This window comes from Mesorhizobium sp. WSM1293 (assembly GCF_000513875.1).
Taxonomy (GTDB): Bacteria; Pseudomonadota; Alphaproteobacteria; order Rhizobiales; family Rhizobiaceae; genus Mesorhizobium; species Mesorhizobium ciceri.
Genome location: NZ_AZUV01000034.1, coordinates 16614 through 42299, shown reverse-complemented (window position 1 = coordinate 42299; position 25686 = coordinate 16614). Strand labels below are relative to the sequence as shown.

Below are 25686 nucleotides of genomic sequence, written 5' to 3'. Positions count from 1 at the left end.
GAAATGGCCAGTACTGGAACAACCCGTGGACGCAATCAGGACCGCGCGAAGGTTGCTGGCGGGCAGGATAATGAAGTGAAATACGAGGCAGGAAAGACCGGCGCGAGGAAGGCTGACGTGAAATCGGTCGGCAACAGCCGCAAGAAGATTGAGGACAAGCTGAAAGAATAGGCCACCGTTCGCGTGCGCAAATGATCCGCTTAGCCACCTTCAATGTGAACGGCGTTAATGGCCGGCTGCCCGTGCTCCTTAGGTGGCTGACGACTACGAATTACGACATCGTCTGCCTGCAGGAACTGAAAACGTCCGACGAGAAGTTTCCAATTGGGGCGATCCGCGAGACGGGATACCGCGCGATCTGGCATGGCCAGAAATCCTACAACGGCGTCGCTATCCTGGCTCGCGCAGTAGACCCGATCGAGCGCCGACGCGGGCTTCCCGGCGACCCTGACGACAGCCATAGCCGCTATATCGAGGCGGAGATCGGCGGGCTGGTTGTCGGCTGTCTTTACCTGCCAAACGGAAATCCCGCGCCTGGTCACAAGTTTGACTACAAGCTGCGCTGGTTCGACCGTCTGATGCGCTACGGCCGAGCTCTTCTCCAAGAGGGCGCGCCGACCGTGCTGTGCGGCGACTATAATGTCGTCCCAACTCCGATTGATGCGGTGGTGCCGCGACGATGGATTGGCGATGCGGTTTACTTTCCCGAGAGTCGCCAATCCTATGCCGATATGCTTGAGGACGGCTGGACCGATGCGCTCAGGTGCATCCATCCGGACAAGGGTGTCTACACCTATTGGAATCACTCCTATGGGGGCGGTTACGACAGGAGTTCTGGCCTGCGAATGGACCATCTGCTGGTCAGTCCCTCGTTGTCGTCCCGGCTTCGCGATGCGGGGGTGGATGCAGAGACGCGAGGATGGGAGAAGCCGAGCGATCATGCGCCTGCATGGATAGAACTTGCTAGCCCGAGTTGAGACTTGAAATGCCGTCCGATTCTGGCTGCTCCAGACTTCGCCCCCTTTGTCTGAAATTTGTAGTCATTCTTCGGACCACGTGGCGTCGCGCATTACTTTTGCCACCGAGCGGGAATATTGTGTTTGGATCTCCATACAATCTGCACGAGCAGGTACTTGGAAACGACAGGATCGAAGGCGTGGGAACTAGCCACGTTGCGTCACGCGGGCAAACGCGTCAGTCTGTAGATTCGAGGCTTGTCTCGGCTATGTACGCAATGGACGACAGGAGCCCGGCGCCCTCAAGCCAGTCATGCCTCCGGTGTCGGACAGCGCACCCCACGTTTTCTTCCGTATCATGATCCAACAGGTGACGGGCCGTGAAGCAAGTGAATAGCTTTCTTCACTGTGGCGACCAGCGCTGGACCGATTCAGGTGGAGCGGCTCTAGGTAGTTTCCCGTAGGGACATAACCGAATTTCGCGACCCGCGGATTCGCGCGATTGCTGTGTCACGGATGAACCGGGAAAACAGCCATGCACGCCTACACCTCCTCCAGAATTTCGCTGCCGTCACGGTCTGCCCAGCCCAACTTGCCGGAGGCTTTTGAGCCCGCACTGCTGCAACCACTCAGCTTCTATCCCGCAGGCGCGGAAATCTACGCCCAGGGCGGGAAGGCCTCTCTATCTGCCGTCGGCGGTGTCAGCTGCTGCGTGTTGCTGGCTAATCGCGATTGTGTCCCGGTCGATCGCCGTACTTTCCAGATCAACGGGAAGACGTGGTTTTCCGGATTAGACGTGATGGGAGATGTCAGCCTGCCAGCTGGCGGCAGTTCGAGCGCCGTAGGCCCACCGATCCGTCCTGACTGCTTGCGAAAACTCGCTCCATAATTTATATGACCACTTTAGTCACGGGAGCAATCATGATGAAAGAGATTCAGCTCAAAGACGTCAAGGCTACGTTCTCACATGTGGTCGACGAAGCGGTTGCGGGCGCACCGACGGTCGTCACCCGTCACGGCAGAAGAGAGGCTGTCGTAATCAGCTATTCGGACTACGAACGCCTTTCCCGTGTGCCGTCGCTGGGTTGGCTGCTCACAAACTCGCCCCTGGAGGAAGCTGACCTGCCAGCGCGAAGGCGAAAGCCCGCACGGGCTCTGCGCGATCCGGCGTTCTGACATTGTACCTTTTGGACACGAATGTCGTCAGCTTGCTCGCCCCTTCGAAACGCAGGACGCCCTCCGATGAGAAACTAGCGGCCTGGATAGTCGAGCGATCGTCCGACCTTTGGCTCTCCGTAATCACCTCGGCCGAGATCGAGGACGGCATCGCGAACGCCAAGCGAACCGGTGCCACCAAGAAGGCGGGCGCGCTCGCTGAATGGTGGGGAGAAATCCGTCACTACTACAGTAGCCGAATCCTCCCTCTTGACCTCGAAACGGCAACAATAACTGGGCAACTCATAACAGTCGCTCGGGGTGCTGGCATCTCACCTGGTTTCGAGGACATCGCTATTGCTGCAACAGGCATGCAACACGATCTGATCGTGCTCACCGACAACGAGAAGGATTTCAGACCGCTCGGCATTCGGTATCAGAATCCGTTCATCGGGCTTCCAGAATAGGCGGACGGCGACCAATGGGCGCCTCCAGCATGACCATGCAATGACGTAGGCGGGGTTATGCGACGCTGGGCGAATCTGACGGCGGTGCACCGGACTTCCTGATCGACCAGCGGCCAGCGTATATTTGTGCCCCTTCAGGTTGAGGGGCCTTGTTGCCTATGGGCTGTCCAGGTTGTTTGCTTGAAAGGCCCAACGCTGACAGGGCCTTGGACGTGAGGTAAGAGCTTCATCGTCATTGAATACCTTTCTCGACGTCCAACGAGACGGTAACAATCAGTCATCCAGCCACCTTGACGCGGGCGTGCCGCCCAGCGGATGTCGGGCTGATGTGCGCCGACGGAAGGACGTGTCCTCGACCGTCACTTCTGGCGAGCGGCATCGCCATCATTAGTGATGGAACGGAAAAGAAACCATTCAGCGTCAGACTACCGCTTTTCGACGCACCTTTTTCGAACACGTCGGAACGAGCGCTTGTCGCGCAGCCCACGATGCCCCCATTGGTGAATCGGATCCATGAAGAGTCTGACAATACGCCACCGCATCCTCGTCAGTTTCGCTGCCGTTCTGGTGGTCATGTCCGTGATCGCCGTCATCGCGTACGCCTGGTTTCTTCAGGCGGGGCAGGAGGCGACTGAGGTCGAGAAGGGCATCCTTCCAGACCTCTATCACAGCACCGCGATCATGATGGGCCAGATGACGGCCCATAGTCTGCTTCAGGAATATGCCCTTCAGGACAACCCATCGGATAGAAGCACGCTTGAAAGCGCGATCACGACCAATCGCGACCAAGTGCAGCGGTCGATGGGCGACTATGAAGCAACAATCGTCTCCGACATCGACAAGCAGAATTATGCAGTCGTCAAAGAACTCGCCAACCAATTTCGTCTGGCTGAAACTGCTGTGCTGGACACAAGCCGGGCTGCCTTGTCGAAAGGTGAAACTCCCAATGAAAGCCTGGCCATCAAGAACACCGTAGAGCCGATCTTTGTAAAGTTGCAGTCCGCTCTGCAGGCCATGGTTGAGGATCACAGAGGCGAGGCAAACAGCGCGACGCAGCGGATCAGCTCGATCGTTAGAACGGCCGAAGTCGGTTTGAGCGTTGGCTTGTTGATAGCCCTCGGACTAGCCCTTCTTTTGGGTTACCAGCTGTTTCGCGCCATTACAGGTCCGCTCACTCGTTTGGTCAACGCGGTTCAATTGATGCGGCAAGGCGACTTCAGCGAACGCCTCGATCTGAGGCGCCGAGACGAATTCAGCGTGCTTGCCGACGGCTTCAACGCAATGGCGGACGATCTCACAACCCTCATTGGTCAGGTTCAAAGGTCCAGCATACAGGTCGGCACATCGATAACTGAGATCGCCGCCACCTCCAAGCAACAGCAGGCAACTGCGACTGAAATCGCAGCGACCACAACAGAAATCCGCGCGACAGCCAAGGAGATCTCCGCCACGTCAAACGAGCTCGTCCGCACGATGAACGAGGTCTCGACAGTTGCCGAGCAAACTGCTGCCGTCGCCGGCGGAGGGCAAGCGGGGCTAACCCGTATGGAAGAAACCATGCAGCAGGTCATGGAAGCGGCCGGCGCGATCAATTCCAAACTCGCGATCCTGAGCGAGAAAGCCGGCAGCATCAATCAGGTGGTGACGACCATCACCAAAGTGGCCGATCAGACGAACCTTTTGTCGCTCAACGCTTCCATAGAGGCTGAGAAGGCCGGCCAATATGGCCGGGGCTTTGCAGTGGTGGCGACGGAAATCCGAAGGCTCGCGGACCAGACGGCTGTCTCCACATACGATATCGAGCAGATGGTCAAGGACATCCAGTCGGCAGTCGCGGCCGGGGTGATGGGCATGGACAAGTTTTCCGAACAGGTCCGCCGGGGTATGCAGGAAATCCAGCAGGTCGGCGGGCAACTCTTCGAGATCATTCAGCAGGTTCAGGGGCTGGTGCCACGTTTCGAAGTCGCCAATGAAGGCATGCAAGCGCAGGCGACCGGCGCGGGGCAGATCAGCGACACGCTAACGCAGCTGAGTGAGGCAGCTCAGCAAACAGTCGAATCCCTTCAGCAATCGACGCTCGCGATCGACGAGCTCAATCAAGTCTCAGGCGGCATGCGAAGTAGCATTTCGAGGTTCAAGCTGAGAGCGTAGCGAGCCGGCAGTAGGGGGTGACAATGCTATTTCTCGCCTTCAGCATGGGTCCGGATCGCTACTTGATCGATGTCCACCAAATTGAAGAGGTGCTGCCTCGTCTCGATGTGAAGGTCCTGCCGGGTGCGCCAACCGGTGTGGTGGGTCTGGTCAGCTACAACGGAATACCCATCCCGCTGATCGATGTTACTCTTCTTGCGCTTGGCCGGCCGTCGGAGCGCCTATTGAGCACCCGGATCGTTGTGACGCGCTATCACGCGCATGATGGCGAGCAGCGCCTGCTGGGACTGATCGCGGAACGGGTGACGGATACGCTTGAGCGAGACCCTGCCGACTTCGCGCCGTTCGGACTTGAACCAGGAACCCCGCCCTATCTTGGGCCGGTGGCTTCCGATGGTTCGGAGATCATTCAGTGGGTCAAAGTGGCATCGCTGCTTTCGGAAGAGATACGTACCGCATTGCTCCGCCAGGCCGCGAAGGGTGATCAATGACCGGCGCAATTGAAAAGCTCCTGACGGAAACCATCGGACTGGACAGTGCCAGCGTTGGTCCGACAGTGGTCCGTCAGGCGGTCAGAGATCGGATGGCAGCATGCCGGATAACCAACCCTCAGACCTATAAGGAACACTTGACCGGTTCCTCGCAGGAGTTGCAGGAGTTGATCAATGCGGTGGTGATCCCGGAGACCTGGTTCTTTCGCGACCGAGAAGCGTTCACCATGCTGGCGCGGCATGCGCGCGTGCACAAGCGTGCTCAGCCGATTAAAGTCCTGAGCCTGCCATGTTCAACCGGCGAAGAGGCCTATTCGGTCGCCATGGCCATGTTCGATGCCAGCTTTGAGGCGCACGAGTTCAAGATCGATGGTGTGGACGTCAGCAGCCGCAATATCGCGACGGCTGAACGCGCGATCTATGGGCGCAATTCGTTTCGCGGCAGCCATCTCGAATTCAAGGATCGCTATTTCGAAGCGGCCGAGAGCGGGTTGCGTCCTACAGCTGCGGTGCTGAAACAGGTTCGGTTCAGGGTAGGAAACCTGTTCGGCTCTCGCGCGTCTTTCGGGCAAGAAGTCTATGACATCGTGCTTTTCCGCAATCTGCTGATCTATTTCAATCGAGAGCTGCAGGATCGCGCGTTGATCTGCCTGAAGGACCTACTGGCCAAAGACGGACTCCTCCTGGTCGGTCCGGCGGAAGCAGCTCTTCCAAGGTTGCATGGCTTTATTTCCGCTGAATGGCCATTGGCCTTTGCCTTCCTGAAATCGGAGCCCGTCAAGACCACGGCGCCGACAGTTTCGGCCGCCATCCCGGTGCCGACGCCAACCCCGAAGGTCAACAAGAGCAAGCCTCTTCTTCGGCCCCGACCGACAATTGGCAATGAAGCCCGTGGACAGGCGCCGGCCAAGCCGCTTGCACAGGCCTCGGAAAGCCTCATCGCGGTTGAACGGATCGCCAATGCAGGACGGGTAAAGGAGGCACAGGAGGTCGCCCTGGCGCATCTCAAGGAATTCGGTCCTTCCGCGCAAATCTTCTACTTGCTGGGCCTCGTCCAGGATGCGGATGGCGCAGCACCCCAAGCCGCGCAAAGCTATCGCAAGGCGCTCTATCTGGCGCCAAATCATCGAGAAGCTCTCATCCATCTGGCTTTGCTGCTTCGCAAGCAAGGCGACCATAACGGCGCCGAGGCCCTGGCTGGCCGGCTAGGCCGGGTCCAGAAAAGGAGCGGCAGCTGATGGCGGCTTCGACAGGGATCGCTCAGCCGTTGGAGCAGATTGAAATCGACGACTGCTGGCGGCAAATAGGCGTACGGGGTGACAAGTCATGTGCGCTGCTGGAGCAGCATCTCCACTGCCGGAATTGCCCGACCTATAAGAAGATTGCACGACACCTCCTCGACCGTGCGGCTCCCTCGGTATATCGCGACGAATGGCCTGGTAACGCTGGCCGAGCAGGGATCGATCCGGCCAACGACGAGGCGCTGCAGACGGCTGTTCTCTTCCGTTTGGGGGAAGAATGGCTGGCACTTCCGGTCGGTATTTTTCATGAAGTGGCTGAATCTCGCCGCGTTCATTCACTTCCACATCGCAGAAACCGTGCACTGCTCGGTATTGCGAATGTCCGTGGTGAATTGCTCGTTTGCCTGTCCCTGGCTGAATTGCTCGGGATAGACGAGCGCAAGGAGGGGGAGCAAAGCACGCGAACCAAGGTATTTCGCCGCCTGGTTGTTGTGGGCGAGCGCGACAAGCGGGTTGCCTTTACGGTTGATGAGATCCACGGCTTACATCGCTATCGGGCGCGCGACACTCTCGCTGTGCCAGCCACGATCGACAAGGCGCTGTCTGCGGCTACTAATGCCGTTCTGCCCTGGCAGGGACGGGCCGTTGGTTGTCTCGACCCAGAACAACTGCTCACGATGCTGGATCGGAGCATGGCATGACAGATGAGGACTTCAGCCAGGTTTCGATGCTCAGCCTCTTCCAGGCCGAACTGGAGACGCAGTCACAGGCACTAACGTCTGGGCTTCTGGCACTGGAACGCAATCCTGTCGCCGCCGATGCCCTGGAAGCATGCATGCGTGCCGCACATTCCCTGAAGGGAGCTGCCCGCATCATCGACCTGATGCCCGCGGTCAAAGTTGCAAATGCGATGGAAGATTGCCTGGTCGCCGCGCAACGTGGGCATCTGAGAGTGGGACGGGATCATATAGATGCGCTCCTGCAAGGCTGTGACCTTTTGAAATTGATCGCATCGGGATCATCGAGCGAGCGCGCCAACTCAGAAATCGAAAGCTTTCTCGCGAAGTTTGAGGAATTGTCGCCCCCCGAGGCGAAGCCCGGGGCCCAAAATTTTGCAGCTGATTTCGCCACTCCTGATCATGCCCAGGATCAGCTGGCGACGACCTCTTCAGCGAATCTCCTCGTTGGGACGCCACCGCAAACCCACGGCAGCATTGGCTCAGATAGAATGGTTCGGGTGACGGCAGACAGCCTGAACCGATTGCTCGGGTTGGCTGGCGAGTCGCTGATGGAAGCTCGGCGGCTCAGGCCATTCGCTGACGGGCTACTGCGACTGAAGCGACTTCAATCGGACCTCGCAAGTGCGTTCGACAACCTTCACGCAGTGCTGCCGCCGGGTTCAAATGATGCGGCCGTAGTGGAGGCGCTGGCTGAAGCCCAGCGAAAGCTTCGGTTGAGCCAAGCGTTCCTGGCGGAGCGTCTCGATGAATTGGATTCAGTGGATCGCAAAGCGACCGATCTTGCCAACAGATTGTACGACGAAACGTTGGCGAGCCGGATGCGGCCTTTCGAGGACGGCGTGAGACACTACGCAAGAACGGTCCGCGATCTCGGCCGTACCCTTGGCAAGCGGGCGCGACTGGAGATCGTAGGCGGCTCGACCGGCATCGACCGCGATATCCTCGAACAGCTCGATGCCCCTTTGGGGCATCTTTTGCGCAACGCTGTAGACCATGGGCTTGAACCGCCTGAGGAGCGCCTCGCGATGGGGAAACCCGAAGAGGGGCTGATCAGGCTCGAAGCGAGGCACAATGCCGGGCTGCTGCAGATAGCCGTGGTGGACGACGGCAGGGGGATCGAGATCTCGAAGCTGCGCGAGGCTGTCATCGCCCGACAGCTTGCGACCAGGGAAAGTGCTGACACACTCAGCGAAACCGAATTGCTCGCATTCCTGTTTCTGCCAGGCTTTTCGATGAAAGCGGGCCTTACCGACGTGTCCGGCCGTGGTGTGGGCCTCGATGCGGTGCAGGCGATGACGAAGGAGGTCCGCGGAATCACGAGCGTTTCCTCGGAATTTGGTCGTGGAACCCGGTTTCAACTGCAGCTGCCGCTGACGTTGTCAGTCCTGCGCACACTACTCGTCGAAGTCGATGGAGAGCCCTATGCGTTTCCACTCGCCGCCATCTCCAAGACAATGAGATTGCAGCGGATGCAGATCAACCTGCTGCAGGGCCGACCGCATTTTCGCTTGAACGATCGACAGATCGGGCTGGTGACCGCGCGCGAAGTGCTGGATCGAGGAGAGTCCGGATCGGAACCGGACGAACTCTCGGTCGTCGTCGTGGATGCAGGTCGGGGCGATGCATACGGCCTGATCGTTGACCGTTTTCTCGGGGAACGCGAGCTGGTGATCAGACCTCTCGATCCACGGTTTGCCAAGATCAAGGACATCAGCGCAGCGGCCCTGATGGAAGACGGTTCGCCAGTTCTGATCTTCGACGTCGATGATCTGATCCGATCGGTGGAAAAACTTGCATCGTCTAGCGGATTTAGGGCTGTTCGGCGCGCTGCGGGCGGTCCCGAACCGAGCAGACGCAAGCGCGTGCTCGTGATTGACGATTCACTCACGGTCCGCGAACTCCAGCGCAAGATGTTGGGCAATCACGGTTATGATGTCGAAGTGGCGGTCGACGGTATGGACGGATGGAATGCCGTCCGGTCTGGTCCTTTCGATCTTGTCGTCACTGACATAGATATGCCGCGCATGGATGGCATCGAGTTGGTGAGCTTGATCAGAAAGGACGCCCATCTCAAGAACACACCCATAATGATCGTTTCATACAAGGATCGGGAAGAAGATCGCTCGCGCGGGCTTGACGCCGGTGCGGACTATTATCTGACCAAGAGTACCTTTCAGGACGAGGCGCTGATCCATGCGGTCGTGGACATGATTGGCGAGGCGACTGAATGAGATCGAAATTGGAAGCCAACGAATGAGAATCGGCGTAGTCAACGACATGCCGATGGCGGTTGAGCTTCTGCGCCGGCTGGTCTTGTCGACCGGCGAACATCAGGTCGCATGGGTCGCGACCAATGGGCGTGAGGCGGTCGAGGTCTGCAGACGTGATCTGCCGGATCTGATACTCATGGATCTAGCGATGCCAGAGATGGACGGCGTGGAAGCGACGCGCAGAATCATGGCGGAAACCCCGTGCTCAATCTTGCTGGTGACCGCCAGTATCGAAGCCAACCTCGCCGGTGTCTACGAAGCAATGGGTCATGGCGCGCTTGACGCGGTCGATATTCCGTCAGTAGGCATCGAAGGTAACGCGTCCTCGCAATCCGCACGGCTTCTAACGAACAAGATTGCGACGATCGGCAAGCTGATCGGTGATGCGCCGGCCAAGACAAAAAGGCGGATGTCACGTGACGCTGAGCCGACACCTCGACGCTTAATTGCAATCGGCGCCTCCGCGGGCGGGCCGGCCGCCGTTGCCGCAGTCCTGAGTGCGTTTCCCGTTGATTTTGACGGCGCGATCGTGCTCGTCCAGCATCTCGATGCTCAGTTCGTGCCGGGGCTTACTGATTGGCTGGGACAGCATACGCCTCTCCCGATCCGTCCGGCGCGGGAAAAGGATAGTCCTCAAGCGGGCACTGTTCTCGTAGCCAGTTCTGCGGATCATCTGGTTTTCAAATCAGCTCAGCAACTTGGCTATACGCCCAGCCCCAAGGACAATGTTTATCGGCCGTCCGTGGATGTGTTCTTCGAAAGTGCGGCGCAATGGTGGCCTGGCTCGGTGATTGGTGTCCTGCTCACAGGCATGGGCAGAGATGGTGCGCGCGGGCTAAGACAGCTCCGCGACAAGGGGCATCTCACAATCGCGCAGGATAGAGCAACGAGTGCCGTCTATGGCATGCCGAAGGCCGCTGCCGACATCGGCGCGGCTGTTGATATTCTTCCTTTGAGTGCGATCGGCTCACGTATAATCGAAGCCTGCGAACGCTCCACGTGAAAGGGCTCGTCAGATGACGCAAGAACCAGAGCTGGTCCCGCCACTCGCAGATAGCTATTCATCCATGGTTCTGCTCATCGATGATCAGATCATGGTTTGCGAGGCGGTCAGGCGTGCTTTAGCCAACGAGCCCGATATTTCCTTACACTTCTGCACCGACCCGTTGAGAGCAATGACAGTCGCGGATGAGGTAAAGCCAACCGTTATCCTGCAGGATCTCGTCATGCCCGGCGTCGATGGGCTGCATCTGGTGCGAGAATACAGGAAGCATGCGTCGACGCGCGCGGTCCCAGTCATTGTGCTGTCGAGCAAGGAAGATCCAGCCACCAAGGGCGAAGCCTTCGCTGCGGGAGCGAACGACTATCTCGTCAAACTGCCGGATCGTATCGAGCTGATTGCACGTATTCGATATCACACGCGGGCTTATCTGGATCACGTCCAGCGAGACGCGGCATACCGAGCGCTGAGGGAAAGCCAGCGACAGCTGATCGGTGCAAATCTCGAGCTTGAACGTCTGACGCGGATCGATGGCCTGACGGGCCTCGGCAACAGGCGCTATTTTGATGAATATCTGGCGGCCGAATGGAAGCGCGCTTTTCGCGCACAGTCCCCATTGTCGCTGTTGATGATTGATGCCGACAACTTCAAACGATACAACGATACCTATGGCCATATGGCCGGCGATGAGGTGCTCAAGCAAATCGCCCGCGTAATCCAGAGCGGTTCCGGCCGCTCCACCGACCTAGCTGCGCGGTACGGAGGCGAAGAGTTCGTGGTCGTGCTGGTCGACACTTTACTGGAACAATCCAGTGCGATCGCAGAGCGGCTCGTCCAGGGCGTGCGGGAGTTGAACATACCCCACGGCCCGGATCGTGTGACCATCAGCGTCGGGGTTGCAACAGCGGTGCCCACCGCGGACGAGACGCCAAATGATTTCGTCAATGCTGCCGATTTGGCCCTATTTCGTGCCAAATCGGAAGGACGAAATCGTGTCGCGGTTCATATGTCCCGCAGCTAGACAAGCTGAACGTACTTCTCAGGCTAAGATGGAACTTTCTGAGCGTACGTTGAACGCGCCTGGGCTCGCCCGGGCCTTCAAGAAGCTCTATGCCGACCAGCTCGCTTACTTTGCGGCTGGAGCTCGAACCCATCGTTAATGACCGCTGGGCGTCCGGTTCTGGGTGGGAACGTGCCGGTTCGCCTGATCGCTCGAATTTCTGCTTTTGGGATTCCGCTGGGGCCAGCTCAACGGCTGACTTGAGGCGCAAAGCGGAATATCAGCATCGCGCCGCGATGGTTGAGATTCAATCGCGGCTCAATGCTCGCCGGAGAGCACCGAAGCGAATGCGATATTGCGCCGGCGTCACCCCGACCTTGCGGCGGAAGAGACGCCCGAAAAAACTCGCATCCTCATAGCCGACTTCACTCGCCACCGCTTCGACCGGGAGATCGCCGGTCTCCAGCATCTGCTTGGCTTGCTCGAGCCTGAGCGCGTGGATGTAGTCGATTGCCTTCATTTCCGTGGCCTTGGCGAAGCGGCGCACGAAGGAGCGCTCGGACAGGCCTGACAACTTGGTCATGGCGGCGACGGGCGAGGGCGTCCGGTAGTTGCCTTCGGCCCATTTCTGGCAGCGGTTGATCACCGCGTCGTCGGTCTGGCGAAAGCGCATCAGCGCGGCGAAGGGCTGTTGGCCCATGTCGTGCCACTGCAGCATGTAGACCTTGGCGACCTGCATCGCCTCCTTGAGGCTGACGAAGCGCGCGATCAGATAGAGGGCGAGATCCTCCCAGCTCGAGCCGCCCCCGGCCATGACGATGCGGTGGGCCTCGCCGGTCAGCACGAGAGACTGGCCCGGCTTCACCTTAACGCCGGGATAGTTGTTCGTGAGCGTCTCGACATAGCCCCAGTGAATGGTGGCATCGCGATTGTCGAGTAGCCCGGCCTCGCCGAGCAGCACCGCGCCCGAACAAGCGCTGGCCAGCATGGCGCCGTCGTCATGCGCTCGCTTCAGCCATGCGGCTTCGGCGTCATACTGCCCGGCGACGCTTTCTCCCGGATTGACGAAGAAATCTGGAATACAGACGATGTCGGGTGGCGGGCAATCGGCAAGGCTGTGATCTGGGCGCATCCAGATGCCGTTTGCAGCGCGAAACGGGCTGCCGTCCCCAGCAACCACATAGGGCCGCATGCGCGGCGTGCCCGCCGCACCGCTGGTTATGAACAGGAAATCCCTGCCGGGCGAGGAAAACAGGTCGAACATGCCGTAGATCGTGGAGGCGGTAGCCTCCGGAACGGCAAGGATCGCCACATTCAATGGGCCGATCTGTTCAACCCTGGCAGAAATGACCGCCTTTCAGCATTTTCGACTTTAGCGGCCCTGCCCGCGCCGCGCTAGCGTGTGTGAAACGAGGAGACCGCCACATGGCCGCCACCGCTACCCTTGCAGCATCGAGCATCGAAAGCTTCCGTTCCATCATGCGCGGCGAGGTGCTGGAGCCGTCGAGCCCATCCTATGACACGACGCGGATCGTCTGGAACGGCATGATCGACCGACGTCCCGCTCTCATCGCGCGCTGCCGGAGTTTTGCCGATGTCGAGGCGTCGGTGAATTTCGCGCGCGAAGAGCGGCTGGCGATCGCGATCCGCTCCGGAGGCCACAATGTTGCAGGCTACGCCGTCTGCGACGGCGGCCTGATGATCGACATGTCGCTGATGAATGGCGTGCGGGTCGCGCCCGGCCTCGATCGTGTCTTCGTCGAGGGCGGCGCTATTTGGGCCGATGTCGATGCGGCCACCACCCCGCTTGGTCGCGCCACGCCGGGCGGCCTGATTTCGGCGACGGGCGTTGCCGGCCTGACTCTTTCCGGCGGCATCGGCTGGCTGCGCGGCAGCCACGGCCTCAGCGTCGACAATCTGCTGGCGGCCGATCTGGTGACCGCCGATGGCCGCCTCATCCATGCCGACGCGACCCAGAACCCGGATCTCTTCTGGGCGCTGCGCGGCGGCGGCGGCAATTTCGGCGTGGTGACGAGCTTCGAGTTCAAGCTGCATCCGATCGAGCCGGAGCTGATGTTATGCGGTCCGGCCTATCCCGAAGAGCGCGCCAACGAGATCATTCCACTCTGGCGCGACTTCATGCAGACCGCACCCGATCGCCTGAGCGGCCTAGCGGAATTCTCCACGCTGCCGAACGATCCCTCGATTCCCGAGCGTGCAAGGGGCCGGCGCGTCCTGGCGCTTGCGCATGTCTATGACGGACTGGCCGACGAGGGCGAGCGGGTCGTGGCGCCCTTACGCAGTTTTGGAGCACCGATTGTCGATTTCAGCGGCCGCATGCCGTATCGCACCATCCAGTCGCTCTATGACGGCCTGTTCCCGAAAGGCCGCGACCGTTGCTACTGGAAATCCACCTACCTCTCGCGCCTCGACGACGAGGTTATCGGGGAGATCACCGCGCGGATGGCGAAGCGGCCCTCCGAAATGACCTTCGCCTCGATCTGGAAGTTCGGCGGTTTCGTCCAGCGCGTTGCAGCCGATGAGACTGCCTTCGGTGACCGGTCCATGCCCTTCATGCTCAGCCTCGACGCCATCTGGCCAGGCGCTGATGAGGACGACGCGAACATCAGCTGGGTTCGCAGCTTCTGGCAGGACGTGCAGCGCTACTCGACCGGCCGCCTCTATCTGAACTTCCCCGGCCATGGCGAAGGAGCGGACCTCGTACGCGACGCCTTGGGAGCCGAAGCCTATGGGAGGCTCGCCAAGATCAAGCACAGATACGATCCGGACAATCTGTTCCGCCTCAACCAGAACATCCTGCCAATGCACTAACGCACAATTCAAGTCGGCGTACGGTAGCGACTCTCGCCTGGGCATTTGCCAAGTCACGAACGGCTTACGATCATTCGCCGAAATCCGAGCTCCCCGCACGCGCTGGATGATGATCAGTCTTCGCAGCGCGAAACCGTGCTAGTATTGGACTGCGGCTTCGTGCTTGAGGGGAACCGGCTTGAATAGCTCGCCGCCTGCAACGTTCGTACTCAACGGCGTGACCGCCGACGTGAGTAGGGAGACCTTGCGCGACCAATTCAACAGGACAATCGCAGTTCGCCACCAGACCTTCGCGGTACTTCGCCACCTTCTGGAGAACGCTGATCGCGTCATCACCAAGGACGAGTTGATGAAGGCGGTCTGGACGGGCTAGCCGTCACCGATGACAGCCTGGTCCAATGCATTCACGAGATCCGTGCGGCGCTCACGACAGTCGCCAGGCCGTCGTGCAGACAGTGCCGACGCGCGGTTACAGGTTGGTCCTTCCCTCAAATGCCGGACCAAGAATGATTACAATTCTGGCGGCAGAATTGGCCGCCGAGGTCCGGCCGGCAGGCCAGGATGAGCGGAGCATTGCTGCACCTACCCCGGCCTACAGGCAGGTCCTTGATCGGCTACTGATAGAACATGCCGGTCGTGTCTTTGCGGCGTCGATGAGACAGTACTTGCGGAGTTTGCTGGCCCTGTGCAGACAATCGTTCACAGCTATGGATGCAAATCACGCCTTCCAGAACGGCTTTTGAAGTTCCGCCTCGACGGCAGCCAGGGTGAGACCGACGTCGTCGATCCGCTGAGGCCCATCTTCCGCCAGTCGCTTCAGTTCCTCGCGATAGTACTTGCGCTCGCGCCAGACCGCGACCAGGCCGCGCAGGGCGAAGAGTCTCGCCCAGACCGATACCGGTTCAGTCGTCCACGTCGGCTGTTCGCTCCAGAGAGACTGGTAGAGTCTTGAGGTAAGAGAAAGCTGCGTGCTCATTTGGCTCGTCCTTTCTTGGTGCTGCTAAAATCGATAACGCTACTTTGGCGGATGAGCGGACCTGCGTACTAAAGCGCGGCCGAAACTGTTCCGAAAAATTCCGAAACGTTTAATATGGCGGGATGCAACGGGTTCACCTCACCTTTGGTCCGTTCGTGCTCGACCCTGAGAAGGGGACGCTCCTGCGACATGAAATACCGATCTCCATCGGGCATCGCGGCATCACGCTGCTCGCCACGCTTGCGGCCCGGCCCGGCGACATCCTGACCAAGGCCGAGCTGATGGAAGCTGCCTGGCCGGGCCTGGCGGTCGAGGAAAGCAATCTCACCGTCCAGATTGCGACGCTGAGGAAGGCGCTCGGCCCCACCGACCAAGGTGGCGACTGGATCGCCACCGTGCCTCGCGTCGGCTACCGCTTCACCGCGCCTGTCGAGCGCGTGGAAGGTTCAGTGCAGCGACCAATCGCGCCGTCCGGCAAACCCACCATTGCCGTGCTGCCCTTCGCCAATTTGAGCGGCGATCAGGACCAGCATTATCTGAGCGACGGCATCACCGAAGATATCATCACTGAACTGGCGCGTTACCGGTCGCTCGTGGTGATCGCGCGTAATTCATCTTTTCAGTTTCGTGGGCCAGCGCCGGAGGGCGCGGAAGTCCACCGGCAACTCGGCGCGCGCTACCTCGTCGAGGGCAGCGTGCGACGGCTCGGGAGCCGTATCCGGATCACGGCGCAGCTGATCGACGGCGCCAGCGGCTTCCATTTGTGGGCTCAACGCTACGACAGGGCGCTTGAGGACATCTTTTCGGTTCAGGAGGAGGTGGCGGCCCTCGTGGCTTCAACCGTCCAAGGCGCCGCCGAGGCAGATGCGACTAGCCGCTCGCGGCGAACGCCGCCGGCCGATTGGGCCGCCTACGACTACTACTTGCAGGGTCGCGCGCACTACCATCAGTATGAAATGGACAAGGGCGAATCCATGTTTACCCGGAGCGCCGAACTCGATCCGACTTTTGCTCAAGGGCATGCCTATCTAGCGCAGTGCCTGGTTGCGCGATTCTGGTACGACCGCGATCCTCGTACGCTGCAAAGTGCCTTGCGGTCTGCGCGCACAGCGCTCCTGCTCGACCGGAATGACGGCATCTGCAACCAGAGCATGGGTCTCGTGCTTGTACATATGCGCCAGCATGGGGATGCCGGACTGCATTTCCAGCAGGCCCGTACGCTCAATCCGCACGACGTCAACATTGCCGGAGACTATGCAAGCTGGCTCAACTACGGCGGCCAGCCTCAGCAGTCCTTGGCGGTCCTCGAAAGGGCCATACTGCTCGACCCGTTGCCCCCGGTCTGGTTCTGGGAGGTGAAGGGAAGCGCGCTCTTCCTGCTCGGCCGATATGCCGACGCCATCGACGCTTATCGGAAGGCCGGCGACCAGTTCTTCATCCATGCCTTTCTCGCGGCGGCCTACGCCCATCTAGGCGAGATGGAAAACGCGCATGTCGCAGTCGAAGCCACACTGAGGCTGCAACCGGACCTCTCGCTTGGCTACCTTGCCCACCTTCCCTTCGCAGACCCATCTTCCTCCGAACACTTCCTCTCCGGCTTCAGAAAGGCCGGCTTTTTATAGGATCCAGCCGGTCCGACAACTCATCGCCGCAGTTGCGTGCATGTGAGCAGTAAGAAGGACGACGGCAATGATATTCGACAGGACAACCTCCCATACTGTTGGAACCTGACATACGGGGTCATTGCTGGATCAGGCCCGTCGTCCAGCAACGCAGTCATGTTACCTTTGGCAGACCGTCCGCTTTCGGGCGAAGGTAAAGTTTGCCGAACTCCGAGATCAGGCGCATTGCTGCCGCCAGCCGGCAACCGCTGCGAGGGTGAGGAAGGACAATGGGATTGTGCCTGGCGCCAGGTCGCTCGCATCGAGAAGAAAGACCCGCCATGTGGAAGCTGCCGGACCCGATCACCACGGTCGGGCGTCACGGCATCCTGTTCGGGACCGCCATACTCCCATGAGTGTCAGCGACGGCTGGTTTCGACCTTCGGCAACAATATCTGGTTCGTCCTCGTGCATGTAAAACTGGAAAGAAACGCGCAGTCGCGACGTTCTCTACATTGCGGTACTTGACATGGACTCGATATCGCTCGCGCAGTATCCTCTCGGCTTGACGCGTGTCCACGGTGCCCGGAATGTCAGGCGCACGCGTGAGTTCACCAAGTGGGTTCTCTCGCTACCCGGCAGTGAGGCAGCCTCGCCTGGTCCGCTCGGATTGCTACCAATACCAGCTGTGTTTTGGGCATGCGTTTGAGGGCAAGTCTTCAGAGCCTCGCCGGACAGGTGGAAATGAGCTCGGTGCGATCAGGATGGACAATTGTGCTCGAACTTGACATAGCCGACGTCTTCGCGGCCCGCCATGCACTCGACGGCGATGGCCATCCCGGCTCCAACCTTGAAGCTGTTATCTGGCACTAACCATGGTCCGCCCCAGCCCAGTCCGAAGGAATGGCCATGGATTGGGTAGCCGCAAAAAATTCCGCGGCCGTCAAGAACATCGAGGACTGCCTTGTACAGATCGCTTGCCGTTACGCCAAGGCGGCATGCGGCCACGCCTGCCTCAATTCCGGCAATGGCACCGTCGTAGATTTCATTCTGCCGCGCGGACCACTTTCCCCGACAACGACAGACCTTGAGAAGTCCCAGACCTAGCCCTCGACAGAAGGCGATGAGGGCCTGCCCCTCAGACCCCGTGAACATCATGCGAACACGACGCCAAAAGCTTCATTGCCCTCATCTCGCGGCAGATCCAATGCTCACGCAAGGAATCAGCCGTCGGCGGCCGCTCAAAATTTACCATTCTCATGAATAGTCCCAAATATTTAACACCTACCGATATCTTGGCGGCTATAGTCCGGGCCGCGCTGGTGGACTTGGAAATATCTCGGCATGTGCGGTTTTAGCGGCTATTTCGGCACTGTCCGGGATGGGAGGGCGCTCCTTGAAAGGATGACGGCTGCCATTGCGCATCGCGGCCCCGATGAGCAGGGGTTCTTCACCACAAAGGCGGCCGGCCTCGGCCATGCGCGGCTGTCCATCGTCGGTCTCGGGGACGGCCAGCAGCCGATGTCCGATGCGACGGGCGATCTGACGATCGCCTTCAACGGCGAGATCTTCAACTATGTGGAATTGCGCGAGCAGCTTCGCGCGAAAGGCCGCCATTTCCGGACAACCAGCGACACCGAAGTGATCCTGCATCTCTATGACGAGATGGGGGAGGATTGCGTCTCCGCGCTCAATGGCGATTTCGCCTTTGCGCTCTGGGACGGCCGCCGCCGCCGCATGGTTCTGACCCGCGACCGCATGGGGGTCCGGCCGCTCTTCTATACAAGGCAGGGCGAACGGCTTTACTTCGCCTCGGAGGTCAAGGCGCTCCTCCAGGCCCCGGGCGTCGCGGCCGAGATTGATCCGGTCGCACTCGACCAGATCTTCACGCTCTGGGCCCCGATCGCGCCGCGCACGCCCTTCCGCAACATCTACGAGATCGAACCCGCAAGCCTGATGATCGTGCAAGAGGGCAGCGTCTCGACCCGGCCCTACTGGAGTCTGGAGTATCCCGACCGGGACGCGCCGCCCCGGCAGGGGGACGAGCGTGCCGCGGCCGAGGAACTGCGCGCCCTCCTGACGGAGGCGACCCGCATGCGCATGCGCGCCGATGTGCCAGTCGGCGCCTATCTGTCTGGCGGCCTCGATTCCTCCATCACATCGGCGCTGGCGGCGGGCATGGCGCCGGGTGGCCTCAGGACCTTCTCGGTCACATTCGATAGCGCCGAACATGACGAGAGCCCCTTCCAGATCGAGATGGCCCGTGCGCTCGGCACGCATCACAGCGCCGTCGCCTGCGGGGAAGGCGATATCGCCGCCGTCTTCCCTGACGTTATCCGCTTCACCGAGCGGCCGATCCTGCGCACTGCCCCTGCCCCGCTCTACAAGCTCTCGAGCCTCGTGCGCGAGGCCGGTTTGAAAGTGGTGCTGACGGGCGAAGGCGCCGACGAAGTCTTTGCCGGCTACGATATTTTCAAGGAGGCCAGGGTTCGGCGCTTTTGCGGGAGACAGCCCGGCTCCCGCATCCGGCCGCATCTGTTCCGCAAGCTCTACCCCTATCTTCCCGGCCTAAGGCAGCAATCGGCCGAGTACCTGTTCTCCTTCTTCGGGGCTAGCGGCGCGACGCTTGACGATCCGCTGTTCTCCCATCGGCCGAGGTTCGACGGCACGGCGGCGACGAAGCTGTTCTACTCGGGCGATCTGCGTGCCACATTGTCCGGATATGACGCCGCCGAGGAGCTCGCCGCGCGGCTGCCCGAGGCGTTCGCCCGCTGGCATCCCTTGCATCAGGCGCAATATCTGGAAGCCCGCTTCCTTCTCCCTGGCTATATCCTGTCCAGCCAGGGCGACCGCATGGCGATGGCCCACGGCATCGAGGGCCGCTTTCCCTTCCTCGACCATCATCTGGTCGAGTTTGCCGCCGGCCTTCCTCCCGAGATGAAGCTGAAGGGGCTCGTGGAGAAGCATATTCTGCGGGAGGCGACCAAAGACCTGCTGCCGGCCGCCATCGGCCGGCGGACCAAGCAGCCCTATCGCGCACCGGATAGCCAGTCCTTCGTTGGGCCGGGCACGAGGGACTATGTCCAGTCGGCCCTGGGCGACGCCGCAGTCAGCGCCGGCGGGCTCTTCAATCCGAAGGCAGTGGCAAAACTACATGAGAAATGCAGCCGCCAGCCGGCCTCCGGCTTTCGCGACAACGCGGCCTTTGTCGGCATCCTGTCGACGCAGCTGTGGCTGACGACTTTCACCGGCACAGGCATTTGCAACGCAAAGGCCGCCTGACACCACCAAGGAAAGCGAACGACATGACCGATACGATCCAAGACGCAGTGAAGGCCTTTGTCATCGAGAACTTCCTGTTCGGCGACACCACCCACGCCCTCGCCGATACGGACTCGCTGATCGAGAACGGCATCATCGATTCGACCGGCGTTCTGGAACTGGTGGCCTTTATCGAGGACCATTGCGGAATCACAGTTGCGGACGCCGATATCGTGCCGGCCAACCTCGATTCACTGGCGCGCATCACGGCCTTCATCACAGGGAAGACCGCATCGCTCGTCGCGGCGTGACGGCTGGCAGCGGAAGGCCCGAGCTCATGCGGGTCGAGCAATTCCTCATCACGAACGCGGCCGCGCATGGCGCGAAGACGGCGCTTGTCACCGACCGGGAGCGGTTGCGCTATGACGAGCTCGACGATCTGTCGAACCGGCTTGCGACCGCTCTCGCCGAGAATGGCGTGCAGCGCGGCGACCGCGTTCTCGTCTTCATGGACAATTGCTGGGAAGCCGCCGTCTCGATCTTCGCGGTTCTCAAGGCGGGCGCGACCTTCAGCCCGATCAACGCCTCCACCAAGGCCGACAAGCTCGCTTATGTCATCGACGATTGCGAGGCTGCGGCGATCCTGACTCAGGCCAAGCTGATGCCTGTCGTGATCCAGGCGCGTGCGCTGTCGGACCGGCCGTTCTTCGTCGCGTCGACGCAAGCGCCATCCAGCCATACGCCGGATGGCGCTGCCTCCTTCGAGGATTGTCTCAAGGTCGCGCCCGTGCCCATTCGCCATGGCGGGATCGATATCGACCTCGCCATGCTGATCTACACCTCGGGCTCCACCGGCCGCCCCAAGGGCGTGATGATGACGCATCGCAATATCGATGCCGCGGCCGAATCCATCACGACCTATCTGCGCAACACCCGTGACGACATCATCCTCAATGTCCTGCCCCTGGCTTTCGACTACGGCCTCTATCAGCTGCTGATGGCGACGAAGCTCGGCGCGACCCTCGTCCTCGAAAAATCATTCGCCTTTCCGCAGGCCATTTTCGAGCGCATCCGCGCCGAGAAGGTCACCGGTTTCCCGCTGGTGCCGACGATGGCGGCGCTGATCCTGCAGATGCGCGATTTGGCGCCGGGTTTCCTGCCGAGCCTTCGCTATATCTCGAACACCGCCGCCGCCCTGCCGCCGGTGCATATCGCCCGGCTGCGCGAGCTGTTCCCCGGCGTACGGCTCTTTTCCATGTACGGTCTGACGGAATGCAAGCGCTGCACCTACCTGCCCCCGGAGGAGCTGGACCGCCGGCCGGGTTCCGTCGGCATCGCTATTCCCAACACGGAAGCGATCGTCGTCGACGATGAGGGCAACCGCATGCCACCGGGCGTGGCGGGCGAGTTGGTCATCCGCGGCCCGCATGTCATGCAGGGCTATTGGCGCAACGACGTGGCCACGGAGCAGATGCTGCGTCCCGGGCCGCATCCCTGGGAAAAGCGGCTCCACACCGGTGACCTGTTCCGGACGGACGAGGACGGCTTCCTTTATTTCGTTGGCCGCAAGGACGACATCATCAAGACGCGCGGCGAAAAGGTCGCCCCGAAGGAAGTCGAAACTGTGCTGCACGCCCATCCAGGCATCGTGGAAGCCGTGGTGACCGGCGTGCCGGATCCGGTGCTCGGCCACGCCATTGCCGCTCTCGTCGTTCTCTCGGACGAGACCCTGAGCGAGCGGGACATCATTCGCTACTGCGCCGTTCATCTCGAGGATTTCATGGTGCCGAAGCTCATCGAGTTCCGCCGCGAGTTGCCGAAGACCGATACCGGAAAGGTCAGCCGAAGGCTGGCGGCCGAAACGTTGGGGACTGCACAATGAATCTCTCCCTCGCCCCGAGCCGTCCCGCCTTCTCGGCCGACGCGCTGACGCTCGACAACGCAGCGGAAACCGATCGCATCGTCGCCGGGTTGCGCGAGCAGCTACGCGGCATGCGCAAGCGCGGGCTCGTGCTCGGCCTCTCTGGCGGCATCGATTCCAGCGTCTCGGTCGCGCTCGCCGCCCGCGCCGTCGGCGCGAAGAACGTCTTCTGCCTGTTCATGCCGGAAAGCGACTCCGATCCCGACAGCCTCCGCCTCGGCCGGCTGGCCGCCGAAACCTTTGGCGTCGAAGCGATCGTGGAGGATATCGGCCCGACGCTGCACGCGATGGGTTGTTATCAGCGGCGGGATACCTTCATCCGCGAGCTGGTGCCGGAATACGGGCCGGGCTGGGCCTCAAAGATCGTCATCGCCAATTCACTCGCCGGGGAGGGCTACAACATCTCCTCGCTGGTGGTGCAGGACCCCGAAGGCCGGCAGACGAAGCTGCGCATGTCGGCGGCGGTCTATCTCGGCATCGTCGCCGCCACCAACATGAAGCAGCGCACGCGCAAACAGATCGAGTACTATCACGCCGACCGGCTGAATTTCGCCGTGCTCGGCACGCCGAACCGGCTCGAATACGACCAAGGCTTCTTCGTGAAGAATGGCGACGGCGCGGCTGACGTCAAACCGATCGCCCATCTCTACAAGAGCCAAGTCTATGCGCTTGCCGCCCATCTCGGCATTCCCGAGGAAATCTGCCGCAGGGCGCCGACGACCGACACCTATTCCCTCGAGCAGACGCAGGAAGAGTTCTACTTCTCCCTGCCCTATGACCGCATGGATATTTGCCTCTTCGGCCTGAATAACGGCCTTTCAGCCGCGGACGTCGGCGCCGCCGCGAAGCTGACTGCGGTCGAGGTCGAACGCGTCTGGGCCGATATCGCCGCCAAGCGCCGGGCGACGCGCCATCTGCACCTTGGCCCGCAGCTCGTCCGCCCCGTCGAGGAAATCGCCAGCTGAGATCGGCGCGACCATCGGGATTACGTCGCCGCGCGGGCAAATGACGGCCTATTCGAACTGCTCCCCGGCCAAGCGATTCCAGCGCTCGCCGGCCAGCCCGTTGAAGAAGCCTTGCGAGCTCAGAAACGCGTTCACCAGCTCCTCGTCGCGCGAATGCACCACGGTCGAGGCCGGTTGAGTGAAGGCGACCCGCCGGCCCAGCATCGCTGCGAGCAGAGCGGGTTGCGTCCGGCCGCGCAGGCCGGCGGCGCCGCGCCGCGCCGCATCGCCAATCAAGCAGTCGACGACGGAACCAGCTTGCCCCGGCAGGGCCAGAACCTGCAGCACGCGCGCCATCCTGCCCGGGCGGGTGTGATAGAGGAAGGCGCCGACCAGCGCCCCGCTGGGGGAGGAGACGGACGCGAACACGGCATCACCATAGTCCGGCTTCTGGGAAGCCTCCGCGAGGATATGCGCAAGCTGCTCGGCGCTCCAGTCGGGGCGGAGCGGGAACTGCCGCGTCAACGGGTCCAAAAGAGCCGCAAAACCGGCTTGATCGATTTCGGCTACCTTGAGGCCGCCCTTGCCATTCCAGAGTTCCGGGACCCCGGACCAGCGCATCTCGTTCTCCTGCATCCGTCCGCGAAGATAGCGATCGAGTCCGCGCGCGAGCGGGTCAAGCAAGCGCACGGCGCCGGCTCGCCGCGAGGCTAGATCGAGCAGGAAGGCCGAAGGCCGGATGACCCGGATCCAGTCCAGGCTGTATTGCGGCAGGGCGACCCCGCGCAGTTTCGTCCACATCTGCGTCGAGAGGGCATTTGCGGTTTCGCTGAAGGAGATGTCCTGCGGCCCGGCCAGGAATGTCCTGAGCAGCCTTGCGCCGGCCATCGGGTCGTTCGCCCGCGGTTCGACCATGAGCGAACCACAGATGGCGGCGCGCAACTTGCACTGGCCATGCCTCATCGGCAGCACATTTACGCCGACAAAGCCTGAAATGTCGCCTTCGCTCGCAATATGGACGAGAGACGCGATCTCCGGATCGCAGACCGGGCCTTCGAGATAGTGCCAGCGCAGATAAGTCTCGAGCGCCGGAGGCGGCGGCTTGCCACCGTCCCGGAAGGTTCTTTGAAAGAGCCCGGCGACGGCCGGAATATCCGCAGCCTGCAGGGGACGAATCTGGCTCATGCCAAACTCGCGGAGGATGAGATCGCGGGCGAACCGTTCCCAAGCTTGCGGAGGAGTGCGACACGCGGCATTCCGACCTCATCCTTGGCGAATGTCACGGGTTCATAGGCCTTGGCTCTGGCTATCAGGGCAGCCACCTGGCGGTCCTGCCCCTGCCCGAACTCGAACAGCAGCCAGCCATCAGGCTTGAGGAAATCGGTTGCGTCCCGGATCAGCCGCTGTTGGATCGAGATGCCGTAAGGCCCCCCGTCGAAGGCCTCGCGCGGCTCGCCCTCAAGCAGATGCGCGCTCTCGCCTTCGAGGCGCGCGGTCGAGATATAGGGCGGATTGCAGACAATCATGTCCGCTGCGCCGATAAGCCCATCGCCCTCCAGCGCACCGAACAGATCCCCTTTCCGGATGGTGACCCGGTCCTGAAGGGCCAAGCGTTCGGCATTGCTCCGGGCGAGCGCGACCGTGCTGTCAGTCACGTCCACCCCCCAGACGCGGGCCGACGGAACTTCCGCGGCGATCGCCAGAGCAAGGTTGCCGGAGCCGCAGCACATGTCGATCACCATCGGGCCGGGCGCGCGATCGCCAAGAATCGCAAGCGCCCTCTGTCCGAGCAACTCCGTTTCCTGACGCGGCACGAGAACGCCCGGAGCCAGTTCGAGCATCACGCTCATGAAACGATGCAGGCGGGGCGTAGAACGGCCGGCTAGGGCTGCTGCTCTGTGCGGCACGGCGGTTCCTTACGTCATCCGACAGTATTGCATACACAGGACCTATCGCGCTCCGGTAAACGGCTGCTAAAGATATCGCCGCCGATACTGCGCAGCGCACCAACTCGGCCATATAGATGCGGCGTTGGTGCGCGGATATGAAATCGAACGCATTTCGGTCTTTGAAGTTGCCGATTGTAGCTGCCGGACTTGATGTCGGACAGACTCCGGGCGTGCGCACGCCAGCATGCGGTTGAGTACCGCTGCAACCGACGGCAACCTCGGTCTGCTGAGCGGCGAACGAATGAGCCAGCAAGCTCCACATACTTCAATTGCGTCTGCCCGGGGAGGCAGTCTGTGGATTCGAGGCGTAGTCTCGGCTAAGCATACCCGATGGACGACAGATCCTCGTTTATGAAATCCAGCATAGACCATCTCCCGCCGCCAAAGCAGCGCGAGCTGACAAGAACGGTGGAGGTGCTGCTTCAGGAGTTCGACGACGCGCTGAAGGCTGGTGATGGTGAACAATCGCAAGCTGACCGATTCCGCCGGCTATTGGCAGTCTGCGGCCGACCGCCTGATGCGTGAATGGAGACACCCGTCAGCGTCACCGTCCACTCCCGCCGGGAGGTGAACACTGCACTCAGGGAAGGTCAGTACTTCTTTGTCGACATCCGCCGTGAGGGAATCGTTCTCTACGAGCTCGACGGGGAGCCGCTCACTATTCCGGTCCCTACAGGCCCCGTGGAGGCCTTTCGGATGGGAGGGGACTATTTTGCGGGCCGCCTGCCCCA

The 25686-nt window shown here is 61.0% G+C and carries 24 protein-coding genes and 2 pseudogenes; 21 read left to right on the top strand and 5 right to left on the bottom strand.

Features of this window, described 5'->3' with window-relative positions; all coding sequences use genetic code 11:
• Positions 1 to 3 precede the first annotated feature (3 nt).
• The 13 genes and pseudogenes from M729_RS1000000137825 (at position 4) to M729_RS0128150 (ending at position 11492) form a co-directional block, all read left to right on the top strand.
• The gene (locus tag M729_RS1000000137825; protein ID WP_082827599.1) at positions 4 to 171 is read left to right on the top strand and encodes a DUF3606 domain-containing protein; all 168 of its coding nucleotides are present in this window, start codon (positions 4 to 6) and stop codon (positions 169 to 171) included.
• Positions 172 to 191: 20 nt separating this feature from the next.
• The gene (gene xth / locus M729_RS0128195) at positions 192 to 977 is read left to right on the top strand and encodes an exodeoxyribonuclease III (protein WP_027163545.1); all 786 of its coding nucleotides are present in this window, start codon (positions 192 to 194) and stop codon (positions 975 to 977) included.
• Between the two features lie 268 nt (positions 978 to 1245).
• A pseudogene (locus tag M729_RS1000000139425) lies at positions 1246 to 1353 on the top strand (pyridoxamine 5'-phosphate oxidase family protein); the annotation flags it as partial.
• Positions 1354 to 1491: 138 nt separating this feature from the next.
• Positions 1492 to 1845, top strand: coding sequence for a hypothetical protein (locus M729_RS1000000139420; RefSeq protein ID WP_245267643.1), 354 nt, complete (start codon positions 1492 to 1494; stop codon positions 1843 to 1845).
• Positions 1846 to 1880: 35 nt separating this feature from the next.
• The gene (locus M729_RS0128190; RefSeq protein ID WP_027163544.1) at positions 1881 to 2132 is read left to right on the top strand and encodes a type II toxin-antitoxin system Phd/YefM family antitoxin; all 252 of its coding nucleotides are present in this window, start codon (positions 1881 to 1883) and stop codon (positions 2130 to 2132) included.
• 11 nt (positions 2133 to 2143) lie between these two features.
• A complete protein-coding gene (locus tag M729_RS0128185; protein ID WP_348626683.1) occupies positions 2144 to 2578 on the top strand; it encodes a type II toxin-antitoxin system VapC family toxin in 435 nt (144 codons plus the stop codon).
• Positions 2579 to 3091: 513 nt separating this feature from the next.
• The gene (locus M729_RS0128180) at positions 3092 to 4729 is read left to right on the top strand and encodes a methyl-accepting chemotaxis protein (RefSeq protein ID WP_027163542.1); all 1638 of its coding nucleotides are present in this window, start codon (positions 3092 to 3094) and stop codon (positions 4727 to 4729) included.
• 23 nt (positions 4730 to 4752) lie between these two features.
• On the top strand, positions 4753 to 5220 hold the full coding sequence (locus M729_RS0128175) for a chemotaxis protein CheW (RefSeq protein ID WP_032809478.1): 468 nt from the start codon (positions 4753 to 4755) through the stop codon (positions 5218 to 5220).
• The gene (locus M729_RS0128170; protein ID WP_013525367.1) at positions 5217 to 6458 is read left to right on the top strand and encodes a protein-glutamate O-methyltransferase CheR; all 1242 of its coding nucleotides are present in this window, start codon (positions 5217 to 5219) and stop codon (positions 6456 to 6458) included. Before M729_RS0128175 ends, M729_RS0128170 begins: the two co-directional genes overlap by 4 nt.
• Positions 6458 to 7162, top strand: a complete 705-nt coding sequence (locus M729_RS0128165) for a chemotaxis protein CheW (RefSeq protein WP_027163540.1) — start codon at positions 6458 to 6460, stop codon at positions 7160 to 7162. The genes M729_RS0128170 and M729_RS0128165 overlap by 1 nt, the downstream gene beginning before the upstream one ends.
• Positions 7159 to 9432, top strand: a complete 2274-nt coding sequence (locus M729_RS0128160; protein WP_027163539.1) for a hybrid sensor histidine kinase/response regulator — start codon at positions 7159 to 7161, stop codon at positions 9430 to 9432. The genes M729_RS0128165 and M729_RS0128160 overlap by 4 nt, the downstream gene beginning before the upstream one ends.
• A 22-nt stretch (positions 9433 to 9454) precedes the next feature.
• Positions 9455 to 10474 (top strand): chemotaxis response regulator protein-glutamate methylesterase, encoded by a 1020-nt coding sequence (locus M729_RS0128155; protein WP_013525364.1) that lies wholly within the window; start codon positions 9455 to 9457, stop codon positions 10472 to 10474.
• Between the two features lie 64 nt (positions 10475 to 10538).
• Complete coding sequence (locus tag M729_RS0128150; RefSeq protein ID WP_275954888.1) at positions 10539 to 11492, top strand: PleD family two-component system response regulator; 954 nt, start codon at positions 10539 to 10541, stop codon at positions 11490 to 11492.
• A gap of 286 nt (positions 11493 to 11778) precedes the next feature.
• Here M729_RS0128150 and M729_RS0128145 read toward each other — a convergent pair whose 3' ends face one another.
• Positions 11779 to 12783, bottom strand: coding sequence for a helix-turn-helix domain-containing protein (locus tag M729_RS0128145; RefSeq protein WP_245267644.1), 1005 nt, complete (start codon positions 12781 to 12783; stop codon positions 11779 to 11781).
• 113 nt (positions 12784 to 12896) lie between these two features.
• Here M729_RS0128145 and M729_RS0128140 point away from each other — a divergent pair, with 113 nt between their 5' ends.
• Both M729_RS0128140 and M729_RS1000000139415 read left to right on the top strand, forming a co-directional pair.
• Complete coding sequence (locus tag M729_RS0128140) at positions 12897 to 14303, top strand: FAD-binding oxidoreductase (RefSeq protein ID WP_013525361.1); 1407 nt, start codon at positions 12897 to 12899, stop codon at positions 14301 to 14303.
• A gap of 178 nt (positions 14304 to 14481) precedes the next feature.
• Positions 14482 to 14676: a winged helix-turn-helix domain-containing protein gene (locus M729_RS1000000139415; RefSeq protein ID WP_027163536.1), complete on the top strand. Its 195-nt coding sequence runs from the start codon at positions 14482 to 14484 to the stop codon at positions 14674 to 14676.
• A gap of 345 nt (positions 14677 to 15021) precedes the next feature.
• Here the strand turns inward: M729_RS1000000139415 and M729_RS1000000139410 are convergent, their stop codons facing one another.
• Complete coding sequence (locus M729_RS1000000139410) at positions 15022 to 15279, bottom strand: hypothetical protein (RefSeq protein WP_013525360.1); 258 nt, start codon at positions 15277 to 15279, stop codon at positions 15022 to 15024.
• A gap of 122 nt (positions 15280 to 15401) precedes the next feature.
• On the opposite strand from M729_RS1000000139410, the gene M729_RS0128125 reads away from it, so the two are divergent.
• Positions 15402 to 16901, top strand: a complete 1500-nt coding sequence (locus M729_RS0128125; protein ID WP_013525359.1) for a winged helix-turn-helix domain-containing tetratricopeptide repeat protein — start codon at positions 15402 to 15404, stop codon at positions 16899 to 16901.
• Positions 16902 to 17639: 738 nt separating this feature from the next.
• Here M729_RS0128125 and M729_RS0128120 read toward each other — a convergent pair.
• A complete protein-coding gene (locus M729_RS0128120; protein ID WP_027163535.1) occupies positions 17640 to 18038 on the bottom strand; it encodes a M24 family metallopeptidase in 399 nt (132 codons plus the stop codon).
• Positions 18039 to 18224: 186 nt separating this feature from the next.
• On the opposite strand from M729_RS0128120, the gene asnB reads away from it, so the two are divergent.
• Genes asnB through nadE form a run of 4 tightly spaced genes read left to right on the top strand, consistent with a single transcriptional unit; the run spans position 18225 to position 23027 of the window.
• Positions 18225 to 20162, top strand: a complete 1938-nt coding sequence (gene asnB, locus M729_RS0128115) for an asparagine synthase (glutamine-hydrolyzing) (protein WP_013525357.1) — start codon at positions 18225 to 18227, stop codon at positions 20160 to 20162.
• A 23-nt stretch (positions 20163 to 20185) separates the two neighbouring features.
• Positions 20186 to 20452, top strand: coding sequence for an acyl carrier protein (locus M729_RS0128110; protein WP_027163534.1), 267 nt, complete (start codon positions 20186 to 20188; stop codon positions 20450 to 20452).
• 26 nt (positions 20453 to 20478) lie between these two features.
• Positions 20479 to 22023: a class I adenylate-forming enzyme family protein gene (locus M729_RS0128105; RefSeq protein ID WP_013525355.1), complete on the top strand. Its 1545-nt coding sequence runs from the start codon at positions 20479 to 20481 to the stop codon at positions 22021 to 22023.
• Positions 22020 to 23027: an NAD(+) synthase gene (gene nadE / locus M729_RS0128100; protein WP_013525354.1), complete on the top strand. Its 1008-nt coding sequence runs from the start codon at positions 22020 to 22022 to the stop codon at positions 23025 to 23027. Before M729_RS0128105 ends, nadE begins: the two co-directional genes overlap by 4 nt.
• A gap of 48 nt (positions 23028 to 23075) precedes the next feature.
• Here nadE and M729_RS0128095 read toward each other — a convergent pair whose 3' ends face one another.
• The gene (locus tag M729_RS0128095; RefSeq protein ID WP_013525353.1) at positions 23076 to 24191 is read right to left on the bottom strand and encodes a hypothetical protein; all 1116 of its coding nucleotides are present in this window, start codon (positions 24189 to 24191) and stop codon (positions 23076 to 23078) included.
• Positions 24188 to 24913 (bottom strand): HemK/PrmC family methyltransferase, encoded by a 726-nt coding sequence (locus M729_RS0128090; protein ID WP_013525352.1) that lies wholly within the window; start codon positions 24911 to 24913, stop codon positions 24188 to 24190. The genes M729_RS0128095 and M729_RS0128090 overlap by 4 nt, the downstream gene beginning before the upstream one ends.
• A 393-nt stretch (positions 24914 to 25306) precedes the next feature.
• Between M729_RS0128090 and M729_RS1000000138585 the strand changes: the two are divergent.
• Positions 25307 to 25612 (top strand): annotated as a pseudogene (locus M729_RS1000000138585) (nucleotidyltransferase); the annotation flags it as partial.
• Positions 25613 to 25686 lie beyond the last annotated feature (74 nt).

Coding starts and splice junctions, on each gene's coding strand:
- M729_RS1000000137825 (WP_082827599.1), top strand. CDS start 4: ATGGCCAGTACTGGAACAACCCGTGGACGCAATCAGGACCGCGCGAAG.
- xth (WP_027163545.1), top strand. CDS start 192: ATGATCCGCTTAGCCACCTTCAATGTGAACGGCGTTAATGGCCGGCTG.
- M729_RS1000000139420 (WP_245267643.1), top strand. CDS start 1,492: ATGCACGCCTACACCTCCTCCAGAATTTCGCTGCCGTCACGGTCTGCC.
- M729_RS0128190 (WP_027163544.1), top strand. CDS start 1,881: ATGAAAGAGATTCAGCTCAAAGACGTCAAGGCTACGTTCTCACATGTG.
- M729_RS0128180 (WP_027163542.1), top strand. CDS start 3,092: ATGAAGAGTCTGACAATACGCCACCGCATCCTCGTCAGTTTCGCTGCC.
- M729_RS0128175 (WP_032809478.1), top strand. CDS start 4,753: ATGCTATTTCTCGCCTTCAGCATGGGTCCGGATCGCTACTTGATCGAT.
- M729_RS0128170 (WP_013525367.1), top strand. CDS start 5,217: ATGACCGGCGCAATTGAAAAGCTCCTGACGGAAACCATCGGACTGGAC.
- M729_RS0128165 (WP_027163540.1), top strand. CDS start 6,458: ATGGCGGCTTCGACAGGGATCGCTCAGCCGTTGGAGCAGATTGAAATC.
- M729_RS0128160 (WP_027163539.1), top strand. CDS start 7,159: ATGACAGATGAGGACTTCAGCCAGGTTTCGATGCTCAGCCTCTTCCAG.
- M729_RS0128155 (WP_013525364.1), top strand. CDS start 9,455: ATGAGAATCGGCGTAGTCAACGACATGCCGATGGCGGTTGAGCTTCTG.
- M729_RS0128150 (WP_275954888.1), top strand. CDS start 10,539: ATGGTTCTGCTCATCGATGATCAGATCATGGTTTGCGAGGCGGTCAGG.
- M729_RS0128140 (WP_013525361.1), top strand. CDS start 12,897: ATGGCCGCCACCGCTACCCTTGCAGCATCGAGCATCGAAAGCTTCCGT.
- M729_RS1000000139410 (WP_013525360.1), bottom strand. CDS start 15,279: ATGAGCACGCAGCTTTCTCTTACCTCAAGACTCTACCAGTCTCTCTGG.
- M729_RS0128125 (WP_013525359.1), top strand. CDS start 15,402: ATGCAACGGGTTCACCTCACCTTTGGTCCGTTCGTGCTCGACCCTGAG.
- M729_RS0128120 (WP_027163535.1), bottom strand. CDS start 18,038: ATGATGTTCACGGGGTCTGAGGGGCAGGCCCTCATCGCCTTCTGTCGA.
- asnB (WP_013525357.1), top strand. CDS start 18,225: ATGTGCGGTTTTAGCGGCTATTTCGGCACTGTCCGGGATGGGAGGGCG.
- M729_RS0128110 (WP_027163534.1), top strand. CDS start 20,186: ATGACCGATACGATCCAAGACGCAGTGAAGGCCTTTGTCATCGAGAAC.
- M729_RS0128105 (WP_013525355.1), top strand. CDS start 20,479: ATGCGGGTCGAGCAATTCCTCATCACGAACGCGGCCGCGCATGGCGCG.
- nadE (WP_013525354.1), top strand. CDS start 22,020: ATGAATCTCTCCCTCGCCCCGAGCCGTCCCGCCTTCTCGGCCGACGCG.
- M729_RS0128095 (WP_013525353.1), bottom strand. CDS start 24,191: ATGAGCCAGATTCGTCCCCTGCAGGCTGCGGATATTCCGGCCGTCGCC.